9 protein-coding genes are annotated in these 14,999 nt (G+C 59.9%); 4 read left to right on the plus strand and 5 right to left on the minus strand.

Translation table 11 applies throughout. The features are described 5' to 3' along the window. The first annotated feature begins 72 nt into the window (after nt 1–72). From ACN0WW_RS02110 to ACN0WW_RS02125, 4 genes are all read left to right on the plus strand, one after another. Entirely contained in the window at nt 73–4,233 is a 4,161-nt protein-coding gene (locus ACN0WW_RS02110; RefSeq protein ID WP_417608882.1) for a hypothetical protein, read from the plus strand. 452 nt (nt 4,234–4,685) lie between these two features. Continuing rightward, nucleotides 4,686–6,371: an SIR2 family protein gene (locus ACN0WW_RS02115; RefSeq protein WP_417608884.1), complete on the plus strand. Its 1,686-nt coding sequence runs from the start codon at nt 4,686–4,688 to the stop codon at nt 6,369–6,371. Beyond that, complete coding sequence (locus tag ACN0WW_RS02120; protein ID WP_417608886.1) at nt 6,368–6,949, plus strand: hypothetical protein; 582 nt, start codon at nt 6,368–6,370, stop codon at nt 6,947–6,949. Before ACN0WW_RS02115 ends, ACN0WW_RS02120 begins: the two co-directional genes overlap by 4 nt. Continuing rightward, nucleotides 6,946–9,384 (plus strand): AAA family ATPase, encoded by a 2,439-nt coding sequence (locus ACN0WW_RS02125; protein WP_417608888.1) that lies wholly within the window; start codon nt 6,946–6,948, stop codon nt 9,382–9,384. The genes ACN0WW_RS02120 and ACN0WW_RS02125 overlap by 4 nt, the downstream gene beginning before the upstream one ends. A gap of 175 nt (nt 9,385–9,559) precedes the next feature. On the opposite strand, the gene ACN0WW_RS02130 is transcribed toward ACN0WW_RS02125, so the two are convergent. The 5 genes from ACN0WW_RS02130 to ACN0WW_RS02150 all read right to left on the minus strand — a co-directional run bounded on the left by ACN0WW_RS02130 (nt 9,560) and on the right by ACN0WW_RS02150 (nt 14,998). Then, nucleotides 9,560–9,973 carry a CopG family transcriptional regulator gene (locus tag ACN0WW_RS02130; RefSeq protein ID WP_417608890.1) on the minus strand — a complete coding sequence of 138 codons (414 nt, stop codon included), beginning with the start codon at nt 9,971–9,973 and terminating at the stop codon, nt 9,560–9,562. Next, a complete protein-coding gene (locus tag ACN0WW_RS02135) occupies nt 9,970–11,955 on the minus strand; it encodes a conjugal transfer protein TraG (protein ID WP_417608892.1) in 1,986 nt (661 codons plus the stop codon). Before ACN0WW_RS02135 ends, ACN0WW_RS02130 begins: the two co-directional genes overlap by 4 nt. A 96-nt stretch (nt 11,956–12,051) precedes the next feature. Further along, a complete protein-coding gene (locus ACN0WW_RS02140; RefSeq protein ID WP_417608894.1) occupies nt 12,052–12,684 on the minus strand; it encodes an RES family NAD+ phosphorylase in 633 nt (210 codons plus the stop codon). 70 nt (nt 12,685–12,754) lie between these two features. Next, nucleotides 12,755–13,186: an antitoxin Xre-like helix-turn-helix domain-containing protein gene (locus ACN0WW_RS02145; RefSeq protein WP_417608896.1), complete on the minus strand. Its 432-nt coding sequence runs from the start codon at nt 13,184–13,186 to the stop codon at nt 12,755–12,757. A gap of 72 nt (nt 13,187–13,258) precedes the next feature. Then, the gene (locus tag ACN0WW_RS02150; protein ID WP_417608898.1) at nt 13,259–14,998 is read right to left on the minus strand and encodes a relaxase/mobilization nuclease domain-containing protein; all 1,740 of its coding nucleotides are present in this window, start codon (nt 14,996–14,998) and stop codon (nt 13,259–13,261) included. Nucleotide 14,999: the final 1 nt, after the last annotated feature.

Below are 14,999 nucleotides of genomic sequence, written 5' to 3' on the forward strand. Positions count from 1 at the left end.
CTTCTTGAATCTGAACGCATACTCATCCTCTCCGAGGCCGGAGCCGGAAAGACACACGAATGCAAAGTGCAAGTGAGAGAATTGAGCGCGCGCGGTGAGGCAGCATTCTTTTTCGCGCTCGAAGCACTCTCGAAGCAGGAAATCGAATATCTTCAATCCCCCGACGAACATGCGCGTTTTCAGGGATGGCAGCAGGATGGAAGCTCTACTGCTTATTTCTTCCTCGATTCCGTCGACGAACTGAAGCTCTCGCACGGCGACTTCCGGATTGCCCTGCGCCGCTTGCGCAAGGCAATCGACGGCCACCTTCATCGGGCAAAAGTCGTCGTCACAAGCCGCCCGCTCCCGGTCGAACTGGAGGCCTTTGCCGCAGAGCTACCGATCGTCGATCCGCCAACGGTCAGCGATGTTGTAGTCGAATCCCGCGAGAGGTTCAGGGAGTTGATCAGCGGGGAAAAGCGGCGCGCAAAGCGCGACGCAGAGCAGCACGAAAGGCTGGGAAAGCCCCGCAAACGCAAGCGCACGGTCGCATTGATGCCGTTATCAAACGAACAGATCTCGCAACTGATATCCGGGCAACACATCGCCGATGCAGAACAGCTGTTGGCAGCAATCGAGGCAAAACGCGCCTGGGATCTCGCCCGCCGTCCGCAAGAACTGATCGAGATATGCTCCTATTGGCGCCAACACGGAGAACTGGGTAATCGTACTCAACAAGTTGCCGAGGATATCCGAAGCAAGCTGAACGAAAGGGGCGACAGAAAAAGACACACCAAGCTGTCGGTCGAGCGTGTCCAGGAGGGCGCGGAAAGACTGGCGCTAGGAATCATCCTGACCCGCAAGAAAACCATTCGCGTTTCTGACTTGTCACTCGATGATATCGAACACGAAGCGGCGCTGGACCCGGCAGTGGTCTTGCCCGATTGGTCCGAGCCCGATCGCGAAGAACTCCTGATGCGTCCTCTTTTCGGTTTCGCAAGCTACGGGCGCGTGCGCTTCCACCATCGTTCCGCTACCGAATTTCTTGCCGCGCAAAGGCTCAACAAGCTGGTTAGCGAAGGCCTGATGTCGATCCGCGCCTTGTACCGGCTGATCTTTGGCGAGCTCTATGACGAGAAAGTGGTTTTTCCGTCCATGCGGGCCGTGGCCGCCTGGCTGTCGCTGTGGAATGATGGTGTCCGATCCGAAATGATCGCCCGCGAACCGGAAGCCCTGATGGATGACGGTGATCCGGAGAGCTTTTCGATCGAAGCGCGAAATGCAATCCTTTCCGCTTTCGCTGTTCGATACCAGCAAAGCGACTGGCGAGGCGTTCGGATACCATATCCGCAGGTCATGCGGTTTGCGGCACCGGAACTGTCACCCACCGTGCGCAAGTTATGGCAAGCCGGCACCGAAAGTCCTGAAGTGAGGGAACTGCTGGTCGATCTGATTCAGACCGGACGGATGAACGATTGCCGGGATATCGCTCTCGCCGTCGCGAATGATTCCGACGCCTATATCGCGGATCGCTGCACGGCGATCCGGGCAATCGCGGACATGAGCGAACCTGGTTCGATCGGAGAACTAGTTGGTTCGCTCATTGATCCAGATACCAATTGGCCCTCATCGGTCAAAAGCGGCGTGATCGATGCGATGTTTCCCAAACACATGTCGAATGAACAATTCTGCACTCTGATGAGCCAGATAGATGTCGAGAAACGCCAAGTAGGCGGTCTCGAGTGGCAATTGCCGAATCTATTCCATGAGGTCAGTTTGGACGATGGCGCACTGTCGGAGCTGCGGCGTTCCATTGCGAGCCTGATCCAATCCGGGATAGAGCAAACCGAGCATTGGCCGCACTACACCAGCAAGTTTCAGCACCTGTCGTCGGGTCTGGCGGTCCTGTGCAAGCAGGAGCTGGAAACCGGAAAACTGCCAACCGCCGATCTGATGCGCTCGATAGTGCTCTCGGCGCGATTCAAACAATCAGAATATGGCGATGAAAAACCCACCGAAGAGCTGATGCACAAGATCCGCACCAGTGGATCGGAGGTTCGGAAACTGGTTTTCATAGCCGAGAGCGCGCTTTGCTTGGTGGTTCTCCCGACCGATGATCCGGAAAAACACGCTATGCACATATGGCGAGACCGCTTGCTCGGAAATCTCCAAACCGACGATTTCTCGTGGCTGGTCGAGCTTGCCAGCGACGAGGCGCTTCCTTCCTTAACTGCCGATGCGGCGTTTTGGGATGCCCTCAAGTTCTGTTGGGACAAAGGGATTCCGGTCGAGGACCATGTCGAGAAGCTACGCGAGCTGGTGGCCGACAATGGGTGGCGGCAGCAAGCGCTGGAAAGGAGGATTACTCCTCCAAAACGCGACCGAGAAGAGGAAGCGCGAGAGGCGAAATGGGCGCAAGAGGATGCCGAGCGCGAAGCGAAACGGCAGAGGGACATTGCGAGCTGGGAAGACTGGCGCGAAGAAGTATTGCGCGATCCCGAGCCGACCTTTCCGCCGGATAAGCTCAAGCAGACGGTATGGGATTTTTGGTATGTCCTGGAACGCGACGATCACGAACTCACCCAGCGTACGCACTGGAACAAAACCACAATCGCCGATATTTTCAGCGCGGAAATAGCTGATCGCGTCGAACAAGCGTTTCGCGACTATTGGCGTACACTCACGATCCCGCTGCGTAGCGAGCGTAAAGAGGATGAGCGTAACACCATTTGGTCGCACTGGATCATGGGCCTTGCCGGCGTTTACGCCGAGGCTACAACCGGAGAAGACTGGACCGAGCGGCTGACCAGCAAAGAAGCCAAGATCGCTGCCCGTTATGCCCCACTTCAACTCAACGGCGTGCCGCCTTGGACTACCGACCTCGTCAAAAGGTGGCCGGATGAGGTCGATCGCATCTTGGGCACCGAACTGACCGATCAACTCAACGACGCCGCTAGCTTCACCTTCCCCGATCTGCTCTCTGATTTTGCGAATGCAGACGAAGTCGTGCAGCAATTTTTTGCACCGCGCGTCTGGGATTGGCTTTCAACAACCGACTGTTCCTTTTCCGATGAAAGCGAGCAGAACAGCATATATGAGCACCTCAACCGGGCGATCGACCTGCGGCTTCGACATGGGCAAGGGCACGCAGATGACGAATTGGCAGGACTGGTAATTCGTCATCTGCACGCCGGTCTGGATCAGCCGTTCGCGCTACTTTGGGTAAATGCGCTGCTCCGTATAGCGCCGGAATCAGGCATAGACGCAATCGAAGTGGGTCTGGCGAAGATGGACGGCGAAAAGCGGTATGAGTTTTGCGAAAACCTGTTCGCCGGAATCGGAGAACAGCGCAACGTGCGATTTGCTCCGAATCTGGACAGCGATGCCTATTCACCGGAGCTACTGCATAAACTCCTTCGGCTCGCCTATACCGAAATCGATCGTAAGAATGACATAGATCGTGTTGGCGGTGGCACTTACAGCCCGACCGCCCGCGACGATGCACAGCGTGGGCGCGATGCGGTCTTACTCTCGCTGCTGAATCAGGACGGGCCTACAGCCTGGAAGATCAAGCTCGCCATGCGCGATGATACGCTGTTCACCCATTTTCGAGACCGCATCCATCAACTGGCGCGCGAAACGGCGGCAGCGGAAGCGGAGGGGCCACCGCTGCTCGATAGCGAACTGACCAATCTGGATAAGTATGGCGAGGCGCCGCCTGCTGACCTCGACGGGATGTTCGCATTGATGATGGATCGCCTGAGCGATCTTGAGCACGATATGACTGCGCATGAGTTCTCCGACCGCCCGGTGTTGGCTGGCATCGATCAGGAGGCGGGAATGCAGGTCTACCTTGCAAAGCGTTTGCAGGAACGCGCCAACAACGCCTATCGGATCGATCGTGAGGCAATGGTTGTCGATGCCAAGGAAACCGATATTCGGTTATTGTCCGTCCGCAGCGAACAGCAGGCTGTCATTGAGGTGAAGCTCGGAAACAACGGATATTCTGTGAAGGATTTGATCTCGGCGCTCGAAGACCAGCTGGTCGGAAAATATATGCAGCATGACAATTGCCGCGCAGGATGCCTGCTCATCACCTTGGCACAGGACCGGCAATGGAAACACCCGGACACTGGAAAAATGTTGTCGTTCGAAGAGCTGCTCACTTTCTTAAGCCAAAAAGCCGACGAACTGTCCGACCGAATGGGTCATGCGATCAGGGTCGCGGTTTTTGGCTTGGATTTTCGTCATTAGACCTACCTGGGAGGGAAAATGGACTTACTACGCTTGCGCAGAGACGCCATCGTGCAGTTCAGGTGAAACGTCGGCTCTTGGAGATTTGGTGACGACTCGCCGATGGCTGCAGTGGGGCGCATTCCGGACCGGCGGGAATTGGGCCGGTTTCGGACGGCCCGATCTCGTTCGCCTGATCGAGCGAAGCTGCCATTCGACTGTGGCAATGTCCGTGTCCGTTTCCGACCACCTGAGCTTGTCCGACTGGTCCACTGCCAGATCTAACTCGCGGCCCGGACAAATATCGACCTCCGATCGTTTGTCTCCATTGTGCAGTCAACCAAGCTAATTCCTTGGCGCTATACTCGTTGCATTGACTAACCGCCTAAGAATGTTCGCAACTCGAGTATTCTTCAAAATGTCGGTGGAAACAATCACTCGGTCACGCTAGGCGTTGTGTAAAGGGGTGGGCTTTGCCGACAGCGTCAACTATTGAGATCGCGGAAACGCTCGACTTGCTCGACGGTCCACAGAAGAGTTTTGCCGCGGGCTTCGAGGTCGGGCAGTATGCCCTCTGGCTGGGATCTGGTATTTCGCGGGACCGCGTGGTCGGGCTGGACGGCGTGCTTTCCAAGCTTCTCGAGAACCTGCGATTGCGCATCACCGGCTCCGACTGCGAGCACCACCGCGCGTTCGACTCTATCCTCGATCTCGCCGATCTTTCTGATGCCGAAAGAGCCCAAGTCGACCTTGCCAAGCCGGTTGGGTCATGGCCGATCCACGATTCACTCATTGACCGGCTCTGGAACAAGTACTCGAAAGTGCTGGGCACCGAGGTACATGGCCGACCCTTCGACTACCTGCTGTGGGACGTCCTCGAATTCGCTACGACATTTGCCGCGCAGAAGGCCGACGCCGAGCACCTAGCGATCGCCATGCTTGTTCTCGAAGGTGTGGTGTCAGATCTTGCGACGGCCAACTGGGATGGCCTGCTGGAAGCAGCAATGGTTGAACTTGGACGGCCGAATGAGACATTCCGCGTCGCCGTCACTGGGGACGACCTGCACGGACCCCCGGGCATCGGGACATTGTACAAGTTCCATGGCTGCGCGAACCGGGCAATTGCGAGCGAAGTCGAGTACCGGCCGCTGCTTGTGGCGAGAGAGGCAGCCATCACGCATTGGGCGCAGAACCAGAGCTTCTCACAAATGCGTGAACAGCTCAGGGCACTGATTGCCCGTTCAAGAACGCTGATGATCGGCCTCTCTGGGCAGGACACCAATATCCAGCAACTTTTCGGTGCGAATGGTTGGGTCTGGAATTCCGTCCCGGCGCCGATTGTGATTGCGGCCCAGGAGCTCTCCGAGGGACAGAAATCTATCCTCGAGGGTGCATATCCGGGCGACTATGAGGACAACCGAGACCAGATCCGTGCGGATGCCACCTTGCCTGCCTTCGGAAAGCCACTGTTGCTGGCGCTGCTACTGAGAACGATGTTCGGCAAGCTTGCCGCCCTAGCTGGACTGCTGACGCCGCCAGTCCTTGGGACGGCGGGCAAGCAGAGCCTCGTCGAGGGTCTGAAAGCGCTCGAACATGCGGCAGCGCAGGCCGGCAATGCTAATCGGTACGAGTGCGCCCGGACGATTGCTGCGTTGATGGGCCGGGTCACAGAGCAGTTTCTCGGAGGGCCGGGTAGCGCCGGCCGACGGCCCTACATGCCGCTGAGTCCGCGCCCGGCGCATCTGATGCAGCAAGATCCAGCGGAAGGGTTCTCCGGCAGGCCGGAAGCTGCTGCTGCACTGGGACTGATTGGCCAGGGTCTTAAGAGCAAACAATGGTCGGTTGCAGTAGACAATCCGGAACATTCGACGAGCGGGGCGCTGCGGCTTGTCGCTTCGGCGGCCGAAGCCCGCGTGTTTTTCGCCGCCAATGACGACAACATCAATCAGCTCATCGCATCCGGGGCGTTCAAAGAGGTGGACGCCGACGTCGTCGTAATCTGCTCTCGCAAGGTCACGCCCCGGCAGCAGCGAAGCCCTTCCAAGTCCTGGAGGACAGGCAAGGCCGCGCCGCGCTATATTAGCGTGAGCGACGTGCTAGAGGGCTCGGCATCGTTTGATGAGGTCCAGGACAGGTTCAGCTCTGAGGCCGGGCTATGACGACAGTGGAAACAGTCTTTGAAATCCTGACGAAGGAAGGCGGCTACCAACCCCTAGGCAAACCGACCAAGATCGGTTCGCAGGCTTTCGATTTCACTCATGTGCTGGTGGCCGGCGAAAAGGCCAACGATCTTGTCATAGTGATCGAACTCACCGGCGCTACCGAAGAGGCGCAGGTTACGCGGTCTGTCCTCGCTTTTACCCGCGCGCTCGATGTGCTGGGTTCGAAGCGGTCAGTAACCGCCGTTCTAACCGCGGGTCAGGCGGACAACGACCTAGTGAACTCGATCAGTCGCGTCTGCCGCGTGCTGCCGGTCGGCTCACCGACCGGCCCGTTGGCCGAAGAAATGGTGCGGGACTGGTTGGCCGTGCTTCTGCCACTGAGGAGCCCTCCGCCGGTCGAGCACTTGGCCGACTGGAAGGCCAATCTCGAAAAGCAGCTGGCCGATGACAAACCGGCTGTCGTCCGGTTGCTGCAGCTGGCCGAGGCCGGCAAGGAAGCGGTGGAGGAGGCGCTCGCCCTCGAAATCTCGACGCTTGCCGACAAGGTGCTCGACGGTGGAGCGGCGCAGTCATGAACCCGCGTTTGAAGTCGCTTTCGATCAAGAACTTCCGTTCTATGCGCGGATCCGTGATCATTCCGCTCGATGCGCAGGTGGTGCTGGTTCACGGCACGAACGGAATGGGCAAAACCACCGTGATGTCGGCCATCGAACTTGGCCTTACCGGTTCCATCGACCATCTCGAAGACCAGTCGAAGTACCACGACTTCCTCACCCATATCGACACGGCGGGTGGTTCGATCCAGCTTGCCATCGAAGGGATGAATGGTCGTTCGACCGGGGCTGGCCAGGTAACGTTCGCTTCAGGTTCGTTCGACGCGACACCGGCGCTAAACGCGGCAGATGCCGGCTTCTTTGCTGAGCGGTGCTACCTGCCGCAGGCAGTGCTGGGTCGTCTGCTGGACATCTACGACCAAAAGAAGACCACAAACTCGCGGTTGACGGAGTTCGTGAAGGAATTGCTGCGGCTCGATGCGCTCGACGCGTTGGTGGACGGCCTAGACCATGCGTTCAACGTCACCCGAATTAGAAAGCTCGCTCCGGTCTACAAGCAGCTCGAAGAGGCTGGGGGTCTCCTCACCAAGCAACTTGAGCGTGAACGTTTGAGTGTTGAGGCCGCTCGGCAGGCGACAACCCAGCGCATCGCTCGTCTCAACGAACTGCTGGCTGTTCTGGACCCTACCGCGGCGCCGGTCGATGCGGGTTTCGATGTAGCGGCAATGCGAGCCCGGGTGGGGAATCGGGCCAGTGACGAGGCCGAACTCGCTCGCGTCACCCAGCAGGGCTCGGAGGTAAGCTCGTTGTTGAGCCGTCTCGAGCTAACGTCGGCAGAAAGTCCCGACGCAGAGATCGCAGCGCTGGAGCGGAATGCTGCCACCATCTCGTCCGAGTACGAGACGTGGCTGAACGGCTCTGGAGCGCAGATCACCCAAGTCCTGGACGTTCTCAGAGAGTTTCATTCCGAGCTTTCGGCAATTGATGGCTCCAGCGTCGAGGATCAGGTCAGGGATGCTTTGAAATGGAGCGATGCTGAGGTCGATCGCTGCCAGCGATTGCTGGACCAGCACGGCACCGCGAGCCAGCAGCTGACCACGGCGAGAACGATAATCCAGAGGGCGACGACGCGAATTGGTGAGATCAACCAAGCGCTCGAAGCGGGTGGCAAGGAAGCCCGAACCCTTGCCGATGCACTTGTGGGCATTGCGCCGCATGTCGAAGGGGACATGTGCCCGGTCTGCAACCGCGACTACGCAGAGCTAAACAATGGCTCCCTGACCGCGCACATCTCAGCCACGATCGCGAACCTCACGTCGCAGGCAGGGCGCCTGCAAGCGCTCTCGACTGAGCGAGCATCGGAGAGCGAGCGCTTGACGACGGCGCGGCGGGATGAAGCGACAGCCGAGCGGCTAGTGCTGCAGCCTGAGGCGCTCATCAATCTGCGCCAGCGCCAGTCGTCGATCGCGTTGATCAACTCTAAGCTTAAACATTTGCAGGGGGATGCCGCTAACGGGCAGAGCCTCTTCGTGCGCTTGGATGGTGCTCGCAGGAGCATCGCCGCCACGAGACGGACGGGGCTGCAGTCGGCGTCCTTGCTTCCTGAAATAAACGATGCGGTGGAACGGGCAACCGGCCAGCAGACGACGAACTTCTCGAGCCTGCGAGAGGCTCTCGATGCGGCTGCCGGAGCGCTTTCGGCCGATCTCAGAGTCGTCCAGACTACACTTTCGTCGCGTGTCTCGGTCGACACCGAACTCGACCAGTATGTTCGCGAGGCACAGCTGCTGTCGGACCGCGAGGCGCGGGTCGCTGAGCTGGAAAGGCGTGTTGCGACGATGACGGGGGCCTTTTCGTCGATTGGCGAGGTGCGGGAGCAGGCGAAGACCATCGCATCAGCAGCGACTCATGTCCGATCGGGGATCGTTCGTGACGTTTTCAGCGGGTCGCTCAACAAGGTCTGGCGCGACCTGTTCGTCCGGCTTGCTCCAAACGAGCAGTTCGTTCCACAATTCCGGCTTCCAGATCAGGGTGATGGCAAAGTGGAGGCTGTGCTGGAAACGATTGACAGGTCAGGGCAATCGTTCGGTCCTCCCGGCGCCATGCTAAGCCAGGGCAATTTGAACACCGCAGCCCTGACCCTGTTTCTTGCGCTTAATCTGTCGGTACCGTCGCAGCTGCCATGGTTGGTGCTCGACGACCCCGTGCAGTCGATGGATGACGTTCACATCTCCCAGTTTGCCGCTCTGTTAAGAACGTTGTCGAAGGGGCTCAGCAAGCAAGTGGTGATTGCGGTGCACGAGCGCGCGCTGTTCGAATATCTAACGCTTGAACTAAGCCCAGCCTTTGCTGGCGACAGTTTGATTACCGTTGAGATCAGTCGCAATTTCGCCGGCGACACCATTGCGGATCCTCACTTCTATACGTTTGAAGACGATAAGGCTGTCGCTGCCTGAGAAAACCAGGCCTATCCGCTCAGGTCCACGGATGACGGGTTTCGGCGTAGCCGGACCTTCCCACAAGCGACGATGATCGCCTGCTTTGTCCCAGACCAGGCCTTTGAAACCTATCGGCAAGCATGTCCGCTTTCAGGCGATCGTCAAGCGATCCGCTATGACTGAGATGGGGCGCTTAGCGGACTTTCTCATCGACTAAGCTCGAGAGTCGTTGACCTTGCTCAACGCGCCGAGCCAACGCTTCAACGTAATTTCCGAATCGTTGCTCGCCTGCAGCTTTAGCCGAACTTGGTTCATCGTCCGGCAACGAGGGGGTTACGCCGAGCCAGAATCGGACAAAGAGGGCCACAGCTTCATTCCCCACTTCGACATGATAGTCGAGCTTGTCCAACTGCCGCGAAATCCGGTCCAGACGCCGACTGAACGCAGCTTCCATTCGTTCCGATCCGTCCGGTGATAGGAACGATGCAATCGCTGCCTCGACCACCGAAGCCTGCGACACGCGCCTGCGCCCTGCGTAGTCCGCAAGTTGCCGCGATAGGTCTGGAGGCAACCGAAAGGTATGCTTGATACGATTGCCCTTGCTCACAGTTCGATGCCGTCATTTGGATCAAGCGCCGCGCGCCTGGCGTTGGCGCGCATCTGATCGGTCAATCCGCGAGTGGTGCTCGCGATGTCAGCATCGCTCCTCTCCTCAAAATCGAATTCATTGCGCACGGGTACAGGTGCTGGCGCGATGTCTTCGTGCTCAGGCAATTCCGGCTCACGCCGAATTCCGCCTTCGGCTTCATCCTCCTGCCACTCGGGCTTGCTGACAGGGCTGTCCTTCCGATGCACAGCTTTCGCAATTCTGCCTTCCCAGTCACCGGCAGCGCCCTTGTCCTCGCTCTGCTGCGGCGTAGGTGGCGCTTCGATCCGCTTTTTGAGCCGGGGATCGGCATAGTAGCGCGCCTTCTTCGCGCGTATGGGATGCGCTCCAGCTAGCATGACGATTTCATCAGTATCGGGCAGTTGCATGATCTCACCCTGGGTCAGCAAGGCGCGAGCGGTTTCGGAGCGCGAGACCATCAGATGTCCGAGCCATGGCGACAGCCGATGTCCGGCATAGTTCTTCATCGCCCGCATTTCCGTGGCGGTGCCAAGCGAATCCGAAACGCGCTTGGCTGTGCGTTCGTCGTTGGTGGCGAAGCATACCCGTACATGGCAGTTGTCGAGGATTGCGTTGTTCTGGCCGTAGGCCTTCTCGATCTGGTTCAAGGATTGCGCGATCAGGAAGGATTTGATCCCGTATCCGGCCATGAAGGCGAGCGCGCTTTCGAAGAAGTCGAGGCGGCCAAGTGCGGGGAACTCGTCGAGCATCAGGAGCAGGCGCTGCCGCTGAGCGCCGTCAGAAAGATCCTCAGTCAGTCGCCGCCCGAGCTGATTGAGGATCAGACGAATGAGCGGCTTGGTCCGGCTGATGTCGGATGGCGGCACGACAAGGTACAGCGTGACCGGGCGTCTGACGTCGACAAGATCGGCGATGCGCCAGTCGCATTGCCTTGTGACTTTGGCGATGACTGGGTCGCGGTAGAGGCCAAGGAAGGACATGGCAGTTGAGAGAACCCCCGAGCGTTCGTTTTCGGACTTGTTGAGGAGTTCGCGGGCTGCGCTCGCAACGACAGGGTGAACGCCTTGATCACCCAAATGCGGGGTCATCATCATGGCGGCAAGCGTTGCTTCAATCGAACGCTTGGGATCGGACAGGAAAGCTGCGACCCCTGCCAAGGTCTTCTCGACTTCGGCATAGAGCACGTGCAGGATGGCCCCGACCAGCAGGGCATGGCTGGTCTTTTCCCAATGGTTGCGGCGCTCGAGCGAGCCTTCGGGATCGACCAGCACATCGGCGATATTCTGGACATCGCGCACCTCATTGATTCCGCGGCGCACTTCCATCAGTGGGTTGTAGGCAGCAGAGGCCTCATTGGTCGGATCGAACAGCAGCACGCGGCTGAAATGCGAGCGAAAGCCGGCGGTCAGGTCCCAGTTCTCGCCCTTGATATCGTGCACGATGGCCGAGTGCGGCCAGGTCAGCAGTGTCGGGATGACCAGCCCCACGCCCTTGCCGCTGCGGGTTGGCGCAAAGCACAGCACATGTTCAGGACCGTCATGGCGCAGGTAGAGATTGGAGTGCTGTCCAATGACGACGCCCTTGCCAGCGAGAAGGCCTGCCTTCGAAATCTCGGACCGGGTTGCCCAGCGCGCCGAGCCATAGGTGGCGCTATTCCTGATCTCGCGGGCGCGCCAGACCGACATGGCGATCGCCACCACTACCGAGGCGAGGCCGCCGGAGGCTGCGATCATGCCGCCGGTTTCGAAGATGCGCGGCGCATAGGCTTCAAAGCTGAACCACCACCAGAAGATCGCATAGGGCGGATAGACGGGCACACCGAAGGCCTCGAACCAGGCCGGCCCCAATTGTGGCTGAAAGCCAAGCGCTGTCGCTGTCCATTGCGTGCTGGCCCAGATGCCTGCCAGCGTCAGGGCGAAGACCGCGAGGATCTGGCCCCACAGGATTTTGGTTGCCGACATGGTGCCTCCTTTCGGGAGGCAGCAGGCCGAATGCAGGCTGCAATTCAAGCGCTGCGCTTGGGAAGCGCAGTCTGGCGAAGGCAAAGAAACGGGCGGCTAGATGGCTTCGCAGGCGAACTCGGGTTCGCCGGACCATGTCAGACGGTACATCGCGCCCTGCACGACCGACTGCACGACATTGGGCCAGAGTGCGGCAATGCAGGTTCCGCCTTGATGGCGCACCGAGGGATAAATGATCCCGTTGTGCCCTTCGCCGCGTGCCTGAGCCGCCAGAACATTGCCTGCCGAATAGCCCCTCGCGGAATCGGGATCGAGGCCCGGATGATCGGGAAGGCCGCGCAGATCAATGAACACACCCGACATGCTGGCGATCATCTCGCCGTATTCGACAATCGCGTTGAAATCGCCCGCATCGGCGAGCGCCTTGGTCAGGTGATGGCCGACCTCGGCGATACAGGTCTCGATTACAAGCGCGGCATACCAGGCACCGCGATCGGCGGGGTTAAATCGACCCGGCTCACGCGGCTTGGCATAGGCAAAGCTGGCATTGATGAATTTGGCATGCGGCACGCCGTGAACCAGCTCATCGGCGGTCAGGCCGCCAAGCCCGCGTTCTTCAGCAATCAGCCTCCCGCTCGTCGCGCCCTCGATCTCAGCCAACAAGGCAAGATCGTCGTCATCGTCAGCAAGAGCCGACATGACCGCTTCGCGCAGACGCGCGCTCGGCACGAGCCTTATGGTCCGCTCTAAAGCTTCACGTATTGTCGGAAGGCTGGCCGGTGGCAGGTCGGCCCTTGCCTCAGAGCCCGCCACGAAGCGCGTCGATATATTGCCGGGTCTCCAACATGCGCGGGATACCGCCTGCGATCATCGCTTGCACGGGCGAGAGCCGGTCGAATACCGGCGCCTTGTTTGCAAGTTTCGGCCAGCGATCGGCCATATCGTTGGCGAAGAGCAGGTGCAGTCCCTTGAAAAGACCGATCAGCGCCGAAGCGCGGGTCAGCTGGTCCTGACTGAGCATGCCTTCCCAGGTCCCCGCCTTCATCCGGTCCCAAGTACTCTCGGAAACACCGAGCAGCGCCGCGCCCTCGGCGTTGCTGCCGCCCCAGGCCTCGACAAGCCGAAGCACGGCTTTCACCGCCGCGCCGGTCAGACGGCGGCGATCATCATCGCCCGCAAAGGTTTGAAGGCCGCGCGGGGCTTCGACGTGTTCAAAAGCTGCACTTGCCATCTCGCTTCTCCTGATGCGTTTGTAAGCATCATATGGTGCTTTTGTCAAGATTTGTGTCATTGGCCTACCTCCTCAGATTGCTGGGCCGCGCGAGCGGGCAAAGCTCCAGTCTACGCCGCCTCGCTGGTTGATCTTGCCGGTCACGGCCTGCCCCAGATGGCGTTCAAGATCCTGCCGCCAGGGGACGAGCTGGAAGCCCATGCCATTGTCGATCATGGCGAAGCGGCCTGACGCGAGCGTCACCCGCTCGCGGTAGATACCAGCGACATGGTCGCCGGCATTGACGGACTGAGCGATACCACCGTAGCGTGCCGCTAGGGCCTCGCCTGCGTCAGCCAGCTCGCGGTCCCTCAGCGTATTGAGCAAACCGCGCGCAAAGACGACGCGCTGCCCCTGACGTTTGGCGAGGCCGTCATTGATCAGAGCCTCCGCCCGCTGATCCAGTGCATCGCGAACCTTTGACTCAAACCCGCCCGACAGTGTTTCGGGTCGCGGTGATACCAGCTGCCGGTCGAGCCATGTCGCGCCGCGCGCGTGAATCTGTGCTTCGATCGAAAGGTCGGACCGGACCAGCAGGCTTGTCTGCTGCCGCCCTTTGCGATCGGTCCAGCTGCTGGCCTCGACGATCGCGCCCGGCGCAGCGTCAGTGGTCCGCTCGATGTCGGGAAAACGTAAGTGATGTGTGCGGCCATCCACCCCATCGACGATCGCATAGGCCTCGCCGGTCAGTTCATCATGCAACCCGCGTTCGACGAGCCTGCCGATGACACGCTCGCCAGCGGTTCGTCCATGCAAAGCCAAGCGCTCGGGATCGATGGTCAGACCGTGGCTGGTCATCGCTCGATGCATGGTCTTGATGATGTCGCCGCGATCACCGAGGTCGCGCAAGGTCGGCTCGACATCCGCCGCCAGCGTCCAACTGGCCGGACCAACGCGCTCGGCCAGGCCCATGCTTTCGAGTGTCTGCGCACGACCTAGCAGCAGACTGCGATCCTTGCGCGTCCCTGCTGCCTCAGGGCGCAGGTCGACCACGCCAAGATCGTCGCGCTGCCTTTGCAATCGGCGGTCAAGCGAGGTCCAACGTTCGGCATCAACTTCGCGCCTAAGGGAGTTCTGAATGTCGCGCTCGCTGCGCGGGCCAAGCTCCACGGTCACGCGCTCTTCGGCGCGGGCGCGCAGGCCTTCGCTGATATAGGCGCGGTCGATCACCAGATCCTTGCCATCGCTGGCCACGCCCCGGACCAGCACATGGATATGCGGATTGTCAGTGTTCCAGTGATCGACTGCGACCCAATCTAGCTTCGTATCCAGATCGCTCGCCATGTCGTCCATCATCTCGCGCGTGAAAGCCCGCAGGTCCGCCATCTCGCTGGCATCCTCAGGCGACACGATGAAACGGAAGTGGTGCCGGTCGTCCTCGCAGCGCTCGGCAAAGGTCTCCCCATCGGCCTGGTCAGAGCGGGCATCGAACATCTGGCCGTCCGATCCATCACGGGTGACACCGTCACGTTCGAGATAGGCGATATGGCGTGCGAGCGGTGCGGAACGAAACGATGTACCCCTCTGCCGGACAACGCGGGCCTTGATGACGACGCGCCGCTGGAAGGCAGTGCGACGGCGCTGCAGCGCAGCGCGCTTGCCGCGCCCGAGATGGCCGGTGCCGCGGCCGGCCCTGCTTCGCCCAAGCGGCGTGTAGCCTGCCCGGCGCGAGACCTGGAGCACGCGGCCGACCAGCGTGTTGGCCTTGCGGTAGGAGCCCGCTCCGCTGTCGCGCGAGCGGCCCGGGCGCACGTCGAATTCATCATCAGCCATG

The sequence above is a fragment of the Parasphingorhabdus sp. genome (genome assembly GCF_048269865.1).
Lineage (GTDB): Bacteria > Pseudomonadota > Alphaproteobacteria > Sphingomonadales > Sphingomonadaceae > Parasphingorhabdus.